Source organism: Variovorax sp. Soil_C_26 (assembly GCF_057657075.1).
This window is the reverse complement of record NZ_JBDGJC010000001.1, coordinates 509,909-527,601: the sequence shown is the minus strand read 5'-3', so window position 1 is coordinate 527,601 and position 17,693 is coordinate 509,909. Positions and strand designations below refer to the sequence as shown.

At 68.5% G+C, this 17,693-nt stretch carries 17 protein-coding genes; 5 read left to right on the top strand and 12 right to left on the bottom strand.

Annotated elements, in window-relative coordinates; all coding sequences use genetic code 11:
- Positions 1–22 precede the first annotated feature (22 nt).
- The 6 genes from AC3A6G_RS02455 to fhuF all read right to left on the bottom strand — a co-directional run bounded on the left by AC3A6G_RS02455 (position 23) and on the right by fhuF (position 7,708).
- Complete coding sequence (locus tag AC3A6G_RS02455) at positions 23–2,467, bottom strand: TonB-dependent siderophore receptor (protein ID WP_487858114.1); 2,445 nt, start codon at positions 2,465–2,467, stop codon at positions 23–25.
- 205 nt (positions 2,468–2,672) lie between these two features.
- Positions 2,673–3,701, bottom strand: a complete 1,029-nt coding sequence (locus AC3A6G_RS02450; protein WP_487858113.1) for a FecR family protein — start codon at positions 3,699–3,701, stop codon at positions 2,673–2,675.
- Positions 3,698–4,276, bottom strand: coding sequence for an RNA polymerase sigma factor (locus AC3A6G_RS02445; protein ID WP_487858112.1), 579 nt, complete (start codon positions 4,274–4,276; stop codon positions 3,698–3,700). The genes AC3A6G_RS02450 and AC3A6G_RS02445 overlap by 4 nt, the downstream gene beginning before the upstream one ends.
- Positions 4,277–4,435: 159 nt before the next feature.
- The gene (locus AC3A6G_RS02440) at positions 4,436–5,764 is read right to left on the bottom strand and encodes a lysine N(6)-hydroxylase/L-ornithine N(5)-oxygenase family protein (RefSeq protein ID WP_487872963.1); all 1,329 of its coding nucleotides are present in this window, start codon (positions 5,762–5,764) and stop codon (positions 4,436–4,438) included.
- A complete protein-coding gene (locus tag AC3A6G_RS02435) occupies positions 5,751–6,857 on the bottom strand; it encodes a GNAT family N-acetyltransferase (protein WP_487863975.1) in 1,107 nt (368 codons plus the stop codon). The genes AC3A6G_RS02440 and AC3A6G_RS02435 overlap by 14 nt, the downstream gene beginning before the upstream one ends.
- Positions 6,858–6,922: 65 nt before the next feature.
- Positions 6,923–7,708: a siderophore-iron reductase FhuF gene (fhuF, locus tag AC3A6G_RS02430; RefSeq protein WP_487872962.1), complete on the bottom strand. Its 786-nt coding sequence runs from the start codon at positions 7,706–7,708 to the stop codon at positions 6,923–6,925.
- A 168-nt stretch (positions 7,709–7,876) separates the two neighbouring features.
- Between fhuF and AC3A6G_RS02425 the strand changes: the two genes are divergently transcribed.
- From AC3A6G_RS02425 to AC3A6G_RS02405, 5 genes are all read left to right on the top strand, one after another.
- The gene (locus tag AC3A6G_RS02425; RefSeq protein WP_487858108.1) at positions 7,877–8,110 is read left to right on the top strand and encodes a hypothetical protein; all 234 of its coding nucleotides are present in this window, start codon (positions 7,877–7,879) and stop codon (positions 8,108–8,110) included.
- A gap of 91 nt (positions 8,111–8,201) precedes the next feature.
- On the top strand, positions 8,202–9,881 hold the full coding sequence (locus AC3A6G_RS02420) for a cyclic peptide export ABC transporter (protein ID WP_487872961.1): 1,680 nt from the start codon (positions 8,202–8,204) through the stop codon (positions 9,879–9,881).
- A 169-nt stretch (positions 9,882–10,050) separates the two neighbouring features.
- Positions 10,051–10,248 carry a CsbD family protein gene (locus tag AC3A6G_RS02415; protein ID WP_487872960.1) on the top strand — a complete coding sequence of 66 codons (198 nt, stop codon included), beginning with the start codon at positions 10,051–10,053 and terminating at the stop codon, positions 10,246–10,248.
- Positions 10,249–10,347: 99 nt separating this feature from the next.
- Positions 10,348–10,968 carry a hypothetical protein gene (locus AC3A6G_RS02410; protein WP_487858105.1) on the top strand — a complete coding sequence of 207 codons (621 nt, stop codon included), beginning with the start codon at positions 10,348–10,350 and terminating at the stop codon, positions 10,966–10,968.
- Between the two features lie 21 nt (positions 10,969–10,989).
- Entirely contained in the window at positions 10,990–11,967 is a 978-nt protein-coding gene (locus AC3A6G_RS02405; RefSeq protein ID WP_487858104.1) for a magnesium and cobalt transport protein CorA, read from the top strand.
- Between the two features lie 12 nt (positions 11,968–11,979).
- Here the strand turns inward: AC3A6G_RS02405 and AC3A6G_RS02400 are convergent, their stop codons facing one another.
- The 6 genes from AC3A6G_RS02400 to AC3A6G_RS02375 all read right to left on the bottom strand — a co-directional run bounded on the left by AC3A6G_RS02400 (position 11,980) and on the right by AC3A6G_RS02375 (position 17,690).
- Complete coding sequence (locus tag AC3A6G_RS02400; RefSeq protein WP_487872959.1) at positions 11,980–12,828, bottom strand: siderophore-interacting protein; 849 nt, start codon at positions 12,826–12,828, stop codon at positions 11,980–11,982.
- A 19-nt stretch (positions 12,829–12,847) separates the two neighbouring features.
- Positions 12,848–13,456 (bottom strand): PadR family transcriptional regulator, encoded by a 609-nt coding sequence (locus AC3A6G_RS02395; RefSeq protein ID WP_487872958.1) that lies wholly within the window; start codon positions 13,454–13,456, stop codon positions 12,848–12,850.
- Positions 13,457–13,550: 94 nt separating this feature from the next.
- Positions 13,551–14,738 carry a PrsW family intramembrane metalloprotease gene (locus AC3A6G_RS02390; RefSeq protein WP_487872957.1) on the bottom strand — a complete coding sequence of 396 codons (1,188 nt, stop codon included), beginning with the start codon at positions 14,736–14,738 and terminating at the stop codon, positions 13,551–13,553.
- On the bottom strand, positions 14,735–15,295 hold the full coding sequence (locus AC3A6G_RS02385; RefSeq protein WP_487872956.1) for a hypothetical protein: 561 nt from the start codon (positions 15,293–15,295) through the stop codon (positions 14,735–14,737). Before AC3A6G_RS02385 ends, AC3A6G_RS02390 begins: the two co-directional genes overlap by 4 nt.
- A gap of 63 nt (positions 15,296–15,358) precedes the next feature.
- Positions 15,359–16,675 carry a sulfatase family protein gene (locus AC3A6G_RS02380; protein ID WP_487872955.1) on the bottom strand — a complete coding sequence of 439 codons (1,317 nt, stop codon included), beginning with the start codon at positions 16,673–16,675 and terminating at the stop codon, positions 15,359–15,361.
- A 19-nt stretch (positions 16,676–16,694) separates the two neighbouring features.
- Positions 16,695–17,690, bottom strand: coding sequence for a Bug family tripartite tricarboxylate transporter substrate binding protein (locus AC3A6G_RS02375; protein ID WP_487858098.1), 996 nt, complete (start codon positions 17,688–17,690; stop codon positions 16,695–16,697).
- Positions 17,691–17,693 lie beyond the last annotated feature (3 nt).

Sequence of the window (17,693 nt, the reverse complement as noted above, 5' to 3'; positions counted from 1 at the left end):
CCCTATTTCATGTCGCTGGGTGTCAGAGCTTGTAGCTGAGCTTCAGCCAGGCGTTGCGCGGGTTGCCCTGCGTGTAGCCGTTGTAGCCGCCCAGGCCGTTGTAGTAGCGCTTGTCGCCAGCGTTCTCGATGTGCAGCGAGGCACTCAGGCGGTTGTTGATGTCGTAGCGCGCCATCAAGCCGAACAGCGTCAGGCCGCCTTGCGAGGCGCGGCCGAGTTCGTTGAACTCGTCGTAGTAGATGCCGCTCTGGTAGCTCACGCTGCCGCCGACGGTAAGCTTGCTCCATTCGCCGGGCAGGCGATAGCTGGTGCTCACGCGGAACAGGCGGCGCGGGTACTGCGGGTTGAGCAGCACGCCGTCGGCGTCACGCTTGGCGTGGTAGGTGTAGCCCGCAAGCAACTGCAGGCCCGGCAGCACTTCGCCGGCGGCGGTGAGCTCGAAGCCCTTGCTCTTGGCGCCTTGCACCGCGCGGTACGGAATGCCGCCGTCGGGCAGCAGCGAGCTGGCGCCGGTGTCGATCACGGCCAGGTTGGTTTCGCGCGTCTTGAAGATCGCGGCGCTGGTATTGAGCTTGCCACCGAAGTGTTCGCCCTTCAGGCCCAGTTCGATGTTCTTTCCGCGCTGCGGTGCGATGAGCGAGTTGTTGCGGTCGCGCACCGCATTGGGCTGGAAGATGTCGGTGTAGCTGCCGTACAGCGAGAGCTCCTTGCTCACGTCGAACACCACGCCCAGGTAGGGCGTGACCACGCCGTTTTCGCGCACCGAACCCACGCCGATGCGGCGCCAGGTGGTCCAGTCGAGCGTGGACGAATCGGCCTCGTACCAGGTGCCGCGCGCGCCGATGATGACTGACAGCGGGTCGGCCAGCCGCAGGCGGGTCGAGGCGTAGATGGCCTTCTCGGTGGTGCTCGATGGCGCCGTGTACAGCGGGTACGAGAACGAGGTCGGCTCGGGGAAGCTCTGCAGCTGGTAGAAGTTCAGGGGCCGGCGGTCGATGATGCGCGGCACGGCACCGCGCGTGTGGACCGTGGCGTCGTAGGTGTTGTAGTTCATGCCCACCACGGCTTCGTGCGTCCGGCCGAAGGCTTCGAACGGACCCTTCAGGTGGACGTCGAGGCCTTTGTTGGCGCCTTGGGCGGGGTTTTCGCGGATGTCGATCGTAGATGCGCCGGTCCGCTCGTTGATGGCGCGGTAGATGCTCAGGTCGCCCGAGGCACGCTTGCGCTCGCTCTTGAGGTAGCTTGCATCGACCTTCAGCTGCCAGCCGCCGCCCAGCTGCTGGTCGAGGTTGGCGAACAGCTTGTCGCTGTACATGTCCCAATAGCTCCACGGGGCGCTGGAGTTGAACGAGCGCGGCAGGTTGGTGCGCTGGCCGTTGCTGAAGAACAGCGGGCTCTGGCCGTAGTTGGCGCCGTCGATGGCGGTCTTCTGGTGCTCGAAGCCCACCGAGAGGCGGGAGCCCGCGGCGAGGTCCATTTCAACAATGCCGTAGAGCGCGTCTTCGGTGCGCTTCTTGTTCTCGATGAAGTTCTTGCCGTCGGTGCGCGAGGCCATAAAGCGGCCGCGCACGGTGCCGGCCTCGTTGAGTGGGCCACCCACGTCGATCTCGGCGTTGTAGCGGCTCCAGGAGCCGATGCCGCCCGAGATGTGGCCGGCGAACTCGGAAGTCGGGCGCTTGCGCACGAGGTTGATGGCGCCGCCGGGCGAGCCCACGCCGTTGAGCAGGCCGGCCGCGCCGCGGATCACCTCGACGCGGTCGTAGAAAGCGGTGCTGATCATGCTCGACTCGCCGGCCACGCTGTTGAAGCCCAGCGTGGGCACGCCGTCGACCATGGTGCTCAGCGCGAAGCCGCGCGACGAGAAGGTCACGCGCTCGTCATTGCGGTCGGCCACGATGCCGGGCGTCTGGCGCAGTACGTCGTCCAGGGTGACGAGGTTCTGGTCGTCGATCTGCTGGCGGCCGATGACGCTGATCGACTGCGGCGTTTCGCGCAGCGACAGGTCCATGCGCGTGGCACCCGCGGCGGCGCGCGTGGTGTACGAGCCCGTGCCTTCGGTGGTGCCGTCGGTGGAGACCTGCGCGGCCACGGTCACGGCGGGCAGCGAGGCACTGGCCGCGCTCTGGCGCTGGATGGTGACGCGCGTGGGGCCGTTGCGCACCGCCACGAGGCCGCTGCGGGCCAGCAGGCGGTCGAGCGCCTGCTCGAAGCTAAGGCGGCCCGACACGGCCGGTGCGGCCAGGCCCGAGACCACGTCACCGGCGGCGAGCACCTGCACGCCGGTCTGGCGCGACAGCTCGTTGAGCGCGGCGCCCAGCGGCTGGGCGGGCACGTTGATGTCGCGCGCTTGTGCAGAGGCCTGGTCGGTGCCCTGGGCGGCGACAAGGCCGTTCCAGCTGGCAAAGGCGGTTCCGAAGGCGGCGGCAAGTGCGGCGCTCAGGAGTCGGTGGCGAGGCGAGAAACGCATGGGTGAAGGCTCCAGACAAGTAAATCGGTGCGACATGAAAACGAGGGCGCGCTGCATCCTTCGATCGGATGCGGGGTGCTTCTGCATGTAAGACGTTTGAACTCGAAAAAGAGAGACAGGCCCGTGACACGCCATCGATCGCCGTGTCGATGCGGGTCGAAAAAACGAGAGGAAAAGGAGCGGCGTGCCCACGGGCACGCCCGGGTCAGCGCGCTTGCAGGCTCACGCTGCCGTCGGGCCGGGCGACCGCCACCAGCGGCAGGATGGCGGGCAGTGCGTCGAGCAGGCCGGCCGAGTCGTTGGTGCGAAAGCGGCCCGAGAGTCGCATCGCGTCGATGCGGGCGTCGGCGCCGGTGATGGGCGCGTTGCGGTAGCTGTTGACCGCGGCCAGCGCGTCGCCCAGCGGGGTGTTGTCGAACACCAGCCAGCCGTCGCGCCAGGCCGAGAGGGCGGCGGTGTCGGCCTGGCGCACCGGATCGGCGCGGCCGTCGCGCACCTCGAGCATGTCGCCGGCGCGCAGGTCGACCACCTGGTCGCTGCGTTCGGTGCCGGCCTGGCGCAGCACCTGCACGCGCACATGGCCGTGCTCGACGCCCACGGTGATCGGGCCGCCGCGGTCGCGCACGGTGAAGGCGGTGCCGACCACTTCGATGATGGCCTCGCGCGTGCGCATCACGAAGGGCCGGTCGGCGTCAGGCGCCACGTCGAAGCGGACCTCGCCGCGTGCCATGTAAACCATGCGGCGGCGGCGGTAGAGCGTGACGTCGACGGCGCTTTGCGGGGCGAGGTCGAGGCGGCTGCCGATGCCGCCGGTGGGCTCATCGGCCAGTGTGACCTTCAGCATCCGCGCGTTGGGCGTCCGATACGCCGCCTGGAACACGGGCTGCTGCCAGTACCACTGCACGCCGCGCCCGGCGACCACGCCGGCGCCGAGCAGCCCGGCGATCGACAGCAGCAGCTTGCGGCGCGAGGGACTGCGCGGCACCGGTGCGGGTGTGGGCTCGTCGAAGTGCGCACGCAGGTCGTCGGCCATGCCGCCCAAGGCTTTCCAGCGCTCGCGCGCCTCGCGCACGGCGGCGGCGTGTTCGGGCGAGCGGGTTCGCCACTGGTCGAGCGCGAGCCGGGCGCTGTTGGCGGCCGGGCTCGGCGGCGCGATCTCGTCTTCGACGATGAGCGCGAGCGCGCGTTCGATCAGCCGTTCACGCGAGACGACCTCGGCAGCCGCGCCGCTCATGAAAAATCTTCAGCCAGTGCCGTGTCGAAACCCGCGTGGCTGTTCAGCGCCTGCGGCTCGATCAATTCCTGGCGCAGCTCGGCGAACACGCGCGAGCAGTCGATGGTGGCGCGCAGCAGGTGCTTGGCGACCGCCATCTCGGTGATGTTCAGACGCTGCGCGATTTCAGCGCGCGAGTGGCCGTAGGCGCGGAACAGCAGGAACACCTCGCGCCGGCGCGGCGGCAGCTGTTCCATGGTTTCGACCACGCGGTGCAGCACGCGGTGCTGGGCCACGACATATTCGGACGACGGGGCCGTGAGGTGCGTGCCCACGACGGCATGCGAGACGGCCCAGTCCTGCGCCACCTTGCGATGGCGCGCTTCGTCGATGCACAGGTTGCGCGCCACGCGGAACAGCAGGGCGCGCGGCGACTCGATGGCGGCGCCGTCTCGCAGGCTGAGCGTGTGCGTGTACACGCGCTCGAAGCTCGACTGCGCAATGTCGGCCGCATGGTGCGGGTCGCGCAGGTCGCGCGTGAGCTGCCGGCGCAAGTCCGCGTAGTGAGACACAAGTTCCTGGACGAGGTCGCGCATCCGGTCGCCTTCTCGCAAGCATCGACAAAAGACCCCTGGGCCGATGGCTGGAGCGCGCCGGTGAAGAGGAGGCGAGGGCGCTGGCTTCGGTGACCCCGGGATGGGGTGAATAAGAACTATTCTTATTGAGTGTAGCACCGAAGCGTTGCGTTCCCGTGGCTAACCCACGGGCGCGGCGTGGGCGGGGCGCTCTGCGGCCGGCGCCTGCAGAGGCTGCGGAGCCTGCGCCGCGTGCCGTGGCGTGGCGTTGAGCAGCGCCTGCCCGATCTCGTCGGAACGGATGGCGGTGACCGACAGCAGCGTGTCGCTCAGGCCGTGGCTGGTCTCGCAGGCGCCCTGCAAGAAGATGCCCGGGCGCAGCGCCGGCGTGCCCTGCATGCGGTAGTCACGATCGACCGAGAAATCGCCCAGGTAGTGCGCCAGCGGCGCCAGCAGTGTGCGGTGCGCGTCGCGCGCGTAACCGGTGGCAAGCACCACGGCGTCGTAGGCTTTGTCGAGGCGCGCACCGGTGTTCAGGTCGTGCAGCGACAGGTGGATGCCGTCCTGCGCGGCATGCACGGCCGACACCTCGTGCCGCCGCAGGAAGCTGTGGCGCGTCGAGCCGGCCACGCGCTGGCGGTAGAACACGTTGAAGATCTGCTGGATCAACTCCAGGTCGGGCGCGGCGTAGTTGGTGTGCCAGAACTCCTCGAGCAGCTCGGCACGCTCGTTCACCGAGCGGTTGAACACGAAATCGGTGAAGTCGGTGTTGAAGATCTCGTTCACGAACGGGCTGTCGTCCGAGGGCTTGATGGAGCGTGCACGCATGATCAGGTCGACCTGCGGTTTCGCGGGGTGCGACTGCAGGTCCATGAAGATCTCGGCCGCGCTCTGGCCGGCGCCCACGATGGCGATGCGGTCGGCGCCGGGATGGCGGGCAATGGCTTCGAGGTAGGTGCTCGAATGGAACACCCGGCCGTCGTCCTTCAGCGGCTGGAAGCGCGCCGGAATGTTGGCGACCCCGCCCACGCTCACCACCAGGTTGCGCGCCAGGCGCTCGCGCACCGCACCGTCGGCATCGCGCGAACGCACGCGCAGCAGCGAGACCTCGCCGCCCTTCATCTCGGGCGCCACCTCGAACACGGCCTCGCCGTAAGCGCAGCGGTCTTCGAACTGCGCCGCGGCCCAGCCGAGATAGTCGTTGAACTCGTGGCGGCTCGGGAAGAAGCTCTTGAGGTTGATGAAGTCCTGCAAGCGCTCTTTCTCGTGCAGGTAGTTCAAAAAGGTGAAGCGGCTCGACGGATTGCGCAGCGTGGCCAGGTCCTTCAGGAACGAGATCTGCATGTGCGCGTTGTCCAGCAGCATGTTGCGGTGCCAGACGAAGCCCGGCTGCTTCTCGATGAACAGCGAGTCGACGAAGTGGCCCTTCTGGCGCTTCTCGTCGAGTGCGATGGCCAGTGCGATGTTGGACGGGCCGAAGCCGACGCCGATCAGGTCATGGATTTGCATGGATGTCCTCCAGGGATGGCTCGTGTCGACGAGCCGGGGCCGGCGAAGCGGCGGTGGGGTCGGCGCGCGGAATCCACAGCGCCTCGCCGAAGAAACGCTCGCGCCACAGCATGCCCAGCAGGGCGCGCTTGTGCGGAAAGTCGAACTCCTTCACGTGGGCGTAGCCGCAGCGGCCCAGGCTCCGGATCATTTTTTCGTTGTCGGCGCGCGGCTCGATCACCAGGCGCTGCGTGCGCGGGTCGTCCAGGAAGAGGTAGTGCGACACCGACGGCATCCAGGCCGTGAGAAAGGGCTTGCCGCGAAAGCGCGCCTCGCCCACCAGCGCGTGCCAGCCGCGGTCGTGGTCGGCGGCGTCATAGAACGGCGCGATGCGGTCTTCCTTCGCCCAGTAGGCCTCGAAGTAGCCGAAGGGCTCGCCGTCGAAACGGCCGACGAGGCCCGTCACGCGCGGGTCGGCCGCAATGCCTTCGAGGTACTGGCGGTGGCGTGCGAGGTCGCCTTCCTCTTCCCAGAAATGGGCGACCACGGGGTCGTTCATCCAGCGGTTGAAAACCGGCAGGTCGCGTTCGATGTCGACCGTGTCGAGCGTTAGCGTCTGGCCCAGCCACGGGATGTGGCGGCGGTACACGGTGCCTTGCGGCTTGGCAGGGCGCAGCGGGTGGCGCTTGCCTTGCGTGACAACGAAGCGCTGCGCGAAAGGCTCGCGCGGTTGCGGCAGCCATGCGCGCGGCCATTGCCAGAAGGCCTCGCGCGCGACGGTGGGCAGCGCGCCCTCGGCCGGCGCGACGATGCCCGCGTTCACGAGCCGCGTGCCGCTCGGCAACGGCGATTGCAGCGCCAGGTGCCGTGCGGTCGGGTGGCGCTGAAAGACCGCCTCGATCGCCGCCAGCAGGTGCGCTTCGTCCGGCTCGCCCGCGCACGCGCCCAACCATTCGAGGCGTGGCTTGCCGGGCTGCTCGCGCAGGGCCCAGGTGCTGCTGTGGCGGTCGCCGTCGTGCGGCGTCACCTTGAGCGCCGTGCCTTCCAGTCGGACGTCCAGCACCCGGCCTTCGGGATGCGCGTGAAAGCGCCATGCAGTGTCGTGGGCGGCCAAGGAAAACCTCCGTGCTGTGGTCGATGTGGGGATGCAGAAGGAAGACGCGGGCTGCGGCCGGATGTTTAGTCGGCGGTGCTGGCACAGCGCTCGCGTTCGAACTCCGGCGAGAGCGGGCACGCGCCGCAGTAGCCCAGACGCGGCACGAGGTAATAGAGGCAGCACTGCCGATACAGCGTGACCGGCGGCGCGCTGCGGTCGGTCACGCGCACCCCGCGGCGCGGGGGCATGAACATCGGGTTGTCGCGCAATTCACCGCACGGTTGCGGCCAGGTCGGGCGATGCAGCAGATGCTTGAGGTCGGCGGCCACGGCGGGCGACTGGCCGCTTATGCGCAGGCTTTCCTCGAGCACGGGCTCGAGGTAGCGCGCGGCGTTGCCCCACAGGATCTTGGGTGCCAGCCGCGTGAGCTGCGTCAGCAGTGCGAACAGCGGCGCGAGGTGCATCCACAGCAGCACGTCGTAGCGCGCAGCCGTGTCGGTGCCGGGGCGGGGCGTGCCGAGGTCGGTGATGTGGAAGCTCTCCGGGTCGCCGTCTGCTTTGTCGAGGCTAACCCAGACCTGCTCGGGACTTACCGGAAAGCCGTGCTGCAGCAGGCTCGCGGCCGCGGCCACGGGCGGCAGCAGCGCATGCAGGTAGTTCATGCTCCAGGCGGACGCGACTGCGCGCAGGTCGCGCTCCGGCATGTTCAGCGTGCGCGCCTTGAGGCGCAGCAGCGCCAGCAGGCGCGGCGGGTCGGCCAGCAGGTCGGCCACGCGCACGGACTCCGGCGGCGGGTGCGCGGCGCAAGCCAGCGTTTCGCCGTACGGCGCCCACTCGCCCTGGAAGATCGGCGCGAGCAGGGGGATCACGGGGCGAGGCCGAAGGCGGCGTGGAAAGCTTGAAAAAGGCACGAGGGCATGAAGCAGAAGACGCGCCGACGGACCGGAAATTTAGTCCTCCGTGGTGCCGCGCCTAAACAGCGTGCGCCACGCAGCGTCTACTCACTCATCGACAGCAGTGCAGGCGTGCGAATCCCAATGAGCTTCCCGAGACACCGCCCCTCCGACCCGGCCTTCAGCATGGCCTGGCGGCTTTTTCGCGAGCTGCACGACGCGCCGTCGCCCGAGCGCGCCGAGCAAATCGTGGCCTGGCTCGGCCAGGACCCGAGCCACGTGCGCGCGCTCGACGAGGTCCTGACGCTGTGGGCGCTGGCCGGCGCCTCGGTGGTGGAGGCCGCGCGCGAGGCGGGGGCGGAGCCGCTGCTGCAATAGGCGGCGCGCCCGCCTTCTTCTCTAAACAAGCGGCTGCGCCGAACGTCATTGCAAGGAGCCCGACTCCTCTTTGCAACGAACCGTCCGCCGCATGAACATCACACCCGCCAGCGCCCCCGCGTCTGAACTCGTCCGGCTGTTGCGGCCCTACTTCCCGTGGATCGCGCTGTCGACCGTGACCGGCATCGGCGCGGGCGTTGCGACCGTCGCGCTGCTGGCGACTATCAACCAGGTGCTGCACCGCCCCGGCGGCCTGGCTGGTGGACTGCTGCTGAGCTTCATCGGCCTGTGCATGGTGGCGCTGGTCGGACGCGCCGCCTCCGACATGTCGAACAACGTGGTCGGCCAGCGGCTCGTGGCGCAGGTGCGCAAGAGTCTGGCGCTGAAGATTCTTGCGGCGCCGATCGATGCGCTCGAACGCTACCGCATGCATCGCCTGATGCCCGTGCTCACGCAAGACGTCGACATGATCAGCGACGTGGCCTTCATGCTGGCCTCGACCATGATCGCGCTGGCTGTTTCCTTCGGTTGCCTCGGCTACCTGGCGTGGCTCTCGCCGCCGCTGTTCGGCCTGCTGCTGGCGGCCCTGCTCGTGGGCATCACCGTGCAGAGCCTGGCGCATGCGCGCGGCATCTCGGGCTTCTTCAAGGCGCGCGAGCAGGAAGAGGCGCTGCACAAGGCCTACCGCGGCATCAGCGAAGGCGCGAAAGAACTGCGCATGCACCGCGCGCGCCGCGCCAAGGTGTACGAACAGCAGGTGGCGCACACGGTGGAGCGCATCCACGACATCAATCGGCGCGCCATCAACATCTTCGTGCTCGCCTCTTCCTTTGGCTCGGCGCTGTTTTTCTTGTTGATTGCGCTGATCCTCGGCTGGGCCGCGTTCCGCGACACCGCGCCGGTCGTGCTCAGCGGCTTCGTGCTGGTGCTGCTGTTCCTGAAGGGGCCGCTCGACCAGGTGGTGGCGGCGCTGCCGCACCTGGGGCGCGCAAAGGTGGCCTTCGAGCGCATCGGCGACCTGTCGGCGCGCTTTGCCACGCCGGAGCCGCACCTCGACCTGCACGCGCCGCCCGCCACGCCGGTGCTGCACGGCGCGATCGAGCTGCGCGGCGCGCGCTATGCGTTCCCGGCCGTCGAGGGCGCGGAGCCCTTCGTGCTCGGCCCGGTCGATCTGCGCATCGGGCGCCGAGAGATCGTCTTCATCGTCGGCGACAACGGCTCGGGCAAGACCACGCTCATCAAGTTGCTGCTGGGCCTGTATGCGCCGGTGGCGGGCGAGCTGCTGCTCGACGGCAAGGCCGTGACGCCCGAGACGCGCGACGACTACCGCCAGTTGTTCACCACCGTGTTCTCGGACTTCTATCTGTTCGAAGACCTCGTGGCCGGCGAAGAGGGCGGCCATCAGGCGCTGCCCGAGACGGCCTTGCCCTACCTGCAGCGTCTGGAGATCGCGCACAAGGTGTCGGTGAAGGACGGTGCCTTCAGCACCACCGACCTGTCGACCGGTCAGCGCAAGCGGCTGGCGCTGGTGCATGCGTACCTGGAAGGCCGACCGGTGCTGGTGTTCGACGAATGGGCGGCCGACCAGGACCCGGCGTTCCGCCACTTGTTCTACACCGAGCTGCTGCCCGAGCTGCGCGCCAAGGGGCATTCGCTGGTGGTCATCTCGCACGACGACCGCTACTTCCATGTGGCCGACCGCGTCGTTCACATGAAGGCCGGGCGCATCGCGCAGGCCACCGACGCGCCGGCGCCGAGCCTCGCGGCTTGACGGACTGGCACGTGAAGAGCACGCGGCGCCCGCGTGTGCGCTTCGATCACGAGCAGCGGCCGGGACATGGGAAGGCTTCCCAAGCTTTTCGGCGCTTCGTCCGACACCTGCGCCTTTACCGCAGAACCAATGTCATCGTGGCATTTCGCCATGCAACCAAGGATGTGCGATGAACAAGGATCAGGCCAAGGGTTCGCTCGAAAAAGCAAAGGGTAGCGTCAAGCAAACCGTGGGCAAGGCGGTCGGGAGCGAGAAGATGCAAGTTGAGGGCACCGTTGACAAGGCTGCTGGTACGACGCGGAAGGCAGTCGGCGACGTGAAAGAGGCAGGGAAAGACGCGGTGAGAACCTCAAACGAAAAGCCATGAGCGGGAGGCATCCCAGCGATTGAATTCGGACCGAAAGGCATGTTGGCAGCCCTCTAAAATCCACCGGCGCAACCCCGCGTGGAGATAAAAAAGGCGCCCATGGCTCACCCGGATGAATTCAAAGGTCCCGACGCGGACATGCTGCCGGACACTGCGACCTTGCCCGCCGACCTCGCCGCGCTGTATCTGTGCATGTCGCCAGCCCAGCTTGCGGACCTGCGCAAGCCCTCGCGGCCGGGCAACGCTTCGAGCGTCATCAGGCCCGTCGAGGGCGGCGCTGCGGGGCCGAAGGATCCGGCGCGATACCGGCTCGGCACCCTGCGCGACCATGCAAAGGCACACGCGGCTCCCTGCGCGTTCGATGCCGCGTTGAAGACGGGCCTGCCGAGCTGGCTGACGGTCAAGCTCCCGTTCTTCGCGGAGCGCGAGCCACGCGTCAAGCGCGGCCGGCGCGTGCTGATCGGCGGCGCCTGGGACCGGGCGGACCCACTGCGCGAGAAGCGCTTCGTGGCGCTGGCAAAGGGCCACATCCGCTTCACGTCGCTTACCTGCGCCGAAGCCGCGGCGAGCCTGTGGGCCGACCTGGCCAGTCATCGCGCGCTTGCCGAAACGGGACTCGCCTTGCTCAACCGCGAGACGCAGGCCATCGAATCGTCGCTGGCGGACACCGCGCACCTGGCCGAGGCTTCGCATGCCGACGCGGCGGACCCGGCCCCCTGAACCGCGCATGGACGCAAGCCGATGCTGATCAATTGCGTGGCCTATGAAAACGGCGTCAAGCTCGCCGAAGTTCCGGTCGAGGACATCAGCGAGTACATCCAGCGGCCCGGATGTTTCGTCTGGGTGGCGCTCGGCGATGCCACGCCCGAGGAACTGGACGAGATGCAAAAGGAGTTCGACCTGCATCCGCTTGCCGTCGAAGACGCGCACCACGGCCACCAGCGGCCCAAGGTGGAGGAATACGGCGACTCGCTCTTCGTGGTGATGCACCTGGTCGAGCCCTCGCCCGAAGGCGAGCACTGCGCGAACGTGGGCGAGGTGAACGTGTTCGTCGGCACCAACTACGTGCTGTCGGTGCGCAACCGCAGCCAGCAGGGCTTTCTCGACGTGCGCGAGCGCTGCGAGCGCGAACCGGAACTGATGCGCAACGGCCCGGGCTTCGTGCTCTATGCGTTGATGGACGCGGTGGTCGACCGCTACTTTCCCGTCATCGATGCGCTCGAGGTGGAGCTCGAATCCATCGAGCAGCAGATCTTCACCCAGGGCGGCGCGGCGCGCGACAAGATCAAGCAGCTCTACGACCTGAAGCGGCGCAGCATGGTGCTCAAGCGCGCGGTGGCGCCGCTGGTGGAAGCCGCGGGCAAGCTGCACGGCGGGCGGGTGCCGCACATCTGCCTGAGTTCGCACGAGTACTTTCGCGACGTGGCCGACCACCTGGGGCGCATCAACGGCTCGATCGACGCCATGCGCGACACCATCGGCACGGCGATCTCGGTGAATCTTTCGATGGTCACGATCGAGGAGAGCGAAGTCACGAAGCGGTTGGCTGCCTGGGCCAGCATCTTCGCGGTCTGCACCGCCTTCGCGGGCATCTGGGGCATGAATTTCGAGCACATGCCCGAACTGAAATTCCGCTATGGCTATGCGGCGGCGCTGGCGCTCATGGCGGGCACCTGCGGCTATCTCTACTACCGCTTCAGGCGCGCCGGCTGGATCTGACGGGTTGGCGCGTCAGGCGTCGTGCGTGTCGTGCGTCGCCGCCGTGCCGCGGCGCCAGTAGCCCGAGGCGCGGGTCCACTTTGGGTTGGCGCCGCGCTCGCCCACCAAATGCGCGCGCAGCGCCTTGGCGATGGCCGACTCGCAGGCGACCCAGGCATGGAAGTCGCCAGCCGGCAGCGTCATGGCGGCCAGGGCGTCGAGCAGCGCGGGGCTCAGGCCGGGCGCGGTGCCTTGGCGGTACACCCACTGCAGCGTGACTTCCGCGCGGGTGTTGTCGAATGCGATGCGGTCGGCCTCACTGTCCACTTCGGCCAGCACCACGGCGCGTGCGCCGGCCGGCAGTTCCGCGAGACGGCGGCCGATGGCGGGCAGGGCCGTGTCGTCGCCGATCAGCAGGTGCCAGTCGAAGCCGGTCGGCACGATGAACGATCCGCGCGGCCCGCCCACACCGAGGATGTCGCCGGGCTTGGCCTGCAGCGCCCATTGCGTGGCAGGGCCGGCGTCGTGCAGCGCGAAGTCGATCTCGAGCGTGCCGGCGGCCGGGTCGTGGTGGCGCGGCGTGTAGTCGCGCATGGCGGGCCGTTCGCCCGCTGGCCACACCGGGCCGTCGGGTCCGACGGTGGGCAGCGTGAGCTGGCCAGTCGCCGGGTCGGGGAAGAAGAGCTTGGCGTGGTCGTCGAAGCCCGGGCTCGTGAAGCCCGCCAGCTCATCGCCCGCGAGCATGATGCGGATCATGTGCGGCGTCAGGTGCTGCACGGACTGGACGGTGAGCCGGCGAAAGCGCAGTTCGTGGCGCACGCGCTGCGGCATGCGATCGAGGGCAGAGGGGGAGGCCGGGGTGGTGGTGGAGAGGTCGGTCATCGGTAGGTAAGTGGTGGTGTCAGAGGCGTTCGATCTGCTGTGCGGCGTGGTCGAGCACAGTGGCGAAATCGTGGGCTTGTTGTTCTGTCAAGGGAGCGCCCGAGAGCCGCAGGCGCATGGCGAGCTTGAGGTTCTCGATGGCGCGCGCGACCTGCGGCGGGCGTTCGCTGCGCAGGCCCGCGGCGTCGACGCCATCCTTCATGCGCGCCATCATGGCGTCGGCCGTGTCGCGGTTGGCAGCCAGAAAGACCATGCCGCGCGCGGTGATGGTGTAGCGCTTGCGGTTGCTGGTGCCCTCGGCCGCCACCGTGAGGTAGCCCATCTCCTCGAGCATGGTGAGCGTGGGGTAGACCACGCCCGGGCTCGGCGCATAGCGCCCGCCGAGGCGGTCGCCGATGGCCTTGATGAGCTCGTAGCCATGCGAGGGCTTGTCGGAAATGAGCCGCAGCAGCACGAAGCGCAACCCGCCATGGCCGAAGACGCGTCCGCCGCCACGGCCGCCGCGGCCTGCGGAGATGTCGTCTTCGGGCGCGGGCTTGGCGTCGCCGCCCGCGATGCCGTCGTCATGCTCGCTGCGCGACGCACGGCAGGCGTGGCGATGGTGAAAGCCGGAATCGCAATGGCGCATGGCGGTGTCCTTTTCGATGTATATCGAATATATTTTAGATATATCTAAATAGGAGTCAAACCGATGCCGACAGAAGGCCTTGCAGCCGCAGGGGTCAGGCGGGCGGGACGGTCAGCGCATCGAGCGCGGCACGGGTTCGCCGTATCGCCATTTCATGCGGCAGCGTCTGCGGCCCGCGCCCATGGATGCCGGCCTTGCGGATCAGCCGCAGCTGCTCGCGCTGCAGCCGGGTCTTCAAGCGTCTGGCGCGCCGTCCGAAGCGTCTGCCGATGTCGCGCCGCACCTTGTAGCGCAACAGCGGCGCCCCGATGCGCAGCCATTCGTCGTCGCGGATCAGCTCGCGCTCGGGCACGAACGACGCCGCGAGCGCATGCAGGTAGGCCCCGTTCTCGCGCGCCGCCACGCGCCAGAACAGCGCGGCCGCGATCAGCGCGGGCACGCCCTTGACGGCGAGCAGGATCGCCATTTCGCCGTAGCCGCCGTCGAACAGTTCTTCGAGCAGCGGCGAGTTCCAGGTGAAGTGCATGGCCCACGCGAGTGCGAAACACAGCAGCGCGAAAGCCACGCGCGCCCCCATCGGTCGCTCGGGGTGCAGCAGGAACCAGGCGACGCCGAAGGACGCGATCATGGTGTAGGCCGCATGGCTCCACAGCCCGCTCATCAGCCCGCGCGTGAGCAGGTTGAGCAGCACCGGGTAGACCTGGTTCTCGAGCGGGAAGTGGATCGCGGCATTGACCGTGTAGCTCAGGTTCTCGACCACCTGGAAGCCCAGCCCCGTCATCGCGCCGACGATCAGCACCGAGAGGTAGGTCTGGAACTGGTTGCGCGCCACCAGCACCAGCAGCACCACGCCCGCGAGCTTGAGGAACTCCTCGGTGATCGGCCCCGCGACCGCGGGCCCCCAGGCCGCGACGAACTCGGGCGACACCAGCTTGGCGCACAGGCTCTGGATCGCGATGTTGGCCGGCGCGGCGAAGTACACGGCGCCCATGCCGCCCCAGGCGAAAGCCAGCACGAAGGCCTCGGGTGGATGCTGCTCGAGAAGGTCGAGCGTGCGGAACGCGAGCACGAAGGCCAGGGTGTAGCCGGTCCACACCAGCAGGCCCAACAAGGCGGTGACCGGCACCACGCGCACGCCGATCGCGAACAGGTGGACGATGTAGAAAAGCCCGTTGACGATCAGCGCCGCGAGCAGCCAGAAGGCCGCGCGCCGCGGCTGGAAGAACGAGTCGGTGCCGATCGGCCAGAGGGCCTGGTCGCCGTCGACGCGCGCCGTGCTCACAGCGGGGCTTCCAGGTCCATGGATTCGAGCATCGCGCGGGCTTCGGGCAAGACCTCGTTGAGCCCGTCGGTGCTGCCGTAGAAGTCGATCTGCACGAGCGACTTGCGCCGCACGTCCACGACCTGCCAGAACCGGCCGGCCAGCTTCGGCCCGTAATAGGCGAAGGTCTTGCCCTGCAGTCCCCAGGTGGTGATGAAGTCGGACACGTCGCCGTCGAGCTGCAGGCCCTGTCCGCGCGCCATGAGCCGCTGCTGCCGCGTCAGCGGGCCGTCGCGCCCGCCCGCCCAGCGGCCCGCGGTCACGACGAACTTGTGGCCGCCCTTGAAGAGCATCAGGGACTGGCCCGCCTTCGAGCGCGCAACGTCCATCTCCCATCCCTCGGCGGGAACGAACCGCGCGGGGCCGATTTCCACCGTCTCGCCTTCGGGCAGGGGGCGGTTGCCCGGCGTGCGGCGGTCCCAGAGGACGACGCCGCCCACGTAGGCGGCAATGGCCAGCAGCACCGCGAGGGCGCCCGGCCAGGTGCGGTAGGGAACGCGGCGGGAAGGCTCGAGCATGCGTCGATCGTGCCATACGCGCATGGCACGAAGCGCTCGTTCGCTGGCGTCGACCCAGCGGCGCTAGCGCTGCGGCATGTCCTTGACGGAATACCCGAGGCTCACCGTCGCATCCGCCGGGATCGGCGGCATCGTGGCATTCCAGGCGAGCCAGTCCTCGCGCATCGCGGCCAGGCGCTCGGGCTCCTTCTTCGCGAGGTTCGCGCGCTCGCGCTCGTCGGCCGGGATGTTGAACAAATACTCGTTGCCGTCGACCTTGAGGTACTTCCAGTCGCCGTCGCGCAGCGCTTCCTGGCCGCGGTGGTTCATGCGCCAGTGCAGCGGCCGGCGGAAGCCGTGCGCGGCGTCTTTCAGCACCGGCATCAGCGACACGCCGTCGAGCGGGAAGGCCGGGTCGGCCGCGGCGCCGGCCGCGTCGAGCATGGTGGCCGACCAGTCCATCGTCATGCACAGCTGGCGGCTCTCGCCGCCCTTGGCGATGACAGCGGGCCAGTGCGCGATCCAGGGCACGCGGATGCCGCCTTCGGTCAGGTCCATCTTGCCGCCGACCAGCGGCCAGTTGTCGGAGAAGCGCTCGCCGCCGTTGTCGCTCGTGAAGACCACCAGCGTGTTGTCGGCGATGCCGTGCTTCTCGAGCGCGGCCATGATCCAGCCGATGCCCTCGTCCATGTGATGGATCATGCGGCGGTAGACGTGGATGTTGCCGCCGGCCAGATCGAACAGGTTGTCCTTCACGAGCGGGGCCTTGTCGGCGTCGTCGCGCGTTTCCCACGGCCAGTGCGGCGCGGTGTAGTGCAGGCTCAGGAAGAACGGGGCGTCCTGCGCCGCCATGCGCTCCACGTAGTCGACCGCGCGTTTCGAAAGCACGTCGGTGAGATAGCCCTCTTCGTTGCGCTCTTCCTCGCCGAACCACAGGTCGTGGCGGCCTGCGGAATCGCAGTGCGTGAAGTAGTCGACGCCGCCCGACATCGGGCCGAAGAACTCGTCGTAGCCCGAGCGCAGCGGGCCGAAACTCGGCGGATAGCCGAGGTGCCACTTGCCGATCAGCGCGGTGCTGTAGCCGCTCTTCTTCAGCAGCGAGGGCAGCGTGGGATGGTCGGTCGGCAGGCCGAGCGTGGTGCTGCCACGGCTCTTGCTGTTGATGGGCTCCTCGGCCGCGCCGCGCAGGCGGTACTGGTAGCGCGCGGTGATCATCGCGAAGCGCGTGGGCGAGCACACGGGCGAGTTCGAGTAGCCCTGCGTGAGCTTCAGCCCGTTGGCCGCGAGCCCGTCGAGCACGGGCGACACCGGGCCGAACGCGGCGTCGCGGCCGCCGTAGCAGCCGAGGTCCGCATAGCCGAGGTCGTCGGCGACGATGAAGATGATGTTGGGTCGGGTCATGTCACTTTCTTGCAATGGCTCAAGGCTGATAGCCGGATTTCTGTACCACTGGGGCCCATTGCGCGCGATAGGCTTTCAGCATCGCAACGGTCTGCGCCTGCGTGCTCACCACCGGCACCATGCTCGCGTCCTTGAACTTGCGCTGGGTGTCCGGGTCCTTCATGACCTCGTGGATGGCCGCGGCAAGGCGCTCGACCTTGTCCTTGGGCATGCTCGTGGGCGCGAAGAAGGTGTTCCAGCCGCTCGCGGCCAGGTCGAGGCCGGCTTCCTTGAAGGTGGGAATGTTCGGTGCGAACGGCGAACGCTCGCTGCCCGACAGCGCCAGGATCCGCAGCTTGCCGGCCTCGTGCTGCGGCAGCACCACGTCGGCGGTGTCGACCGCGATCGGGATCTGGCCGCCGAGCAGGTCGTTCAAGAGCGGCGCCGAGCCGCGGTAGCCGATCACCTGCGTCTGCACCTTGGCCTTCTCGCCCATCATGAGGCCGAAGAAGTGCGGCAGGCTGCCGGTGGCCGGCACGCCCACGTTGGCCTGCGAGGGGTTGGCGCGCATCCAGGCGAGCAGGTGGTTGAGCTCGCGCACGGGCAGCGTGGGCGACACCGACAGCGCGAAGTCGTAGGCGTTGACGTGCGACACCGGCACGAAGTCGCGCTCGGGGTCGTAGCCGCTGTCCTTGAACACCAGCGGCGCCACCACCATCACGGCGGGGTTGGCGAGCATCAGCACGTTCTGGTTGGCGGGCGTGGCCTTGACCTGCTGCGCGGCGAGCCGGCCGCCGGCGCCGGGCTTGTTGTCGACGATCACGGTCACGCCGAGCTTGGCGCCGAGCTTGTCGCCCACGATGCGCGCGACGCGGTCGGTGGCGCCGCCGGGCGCATAGCCCACGACGATGCGCAGCGGGGCGTCGGGCGCCTGCGCCGCCGCTGGCAACGCGGCCGCGGCAACGAGGCCGGCCGCGGCGAGCATGACCGCAAGGCGGCGGGTGAGGGGGTTGTTGTTTGTGCGTGTTGTCGTCATGGA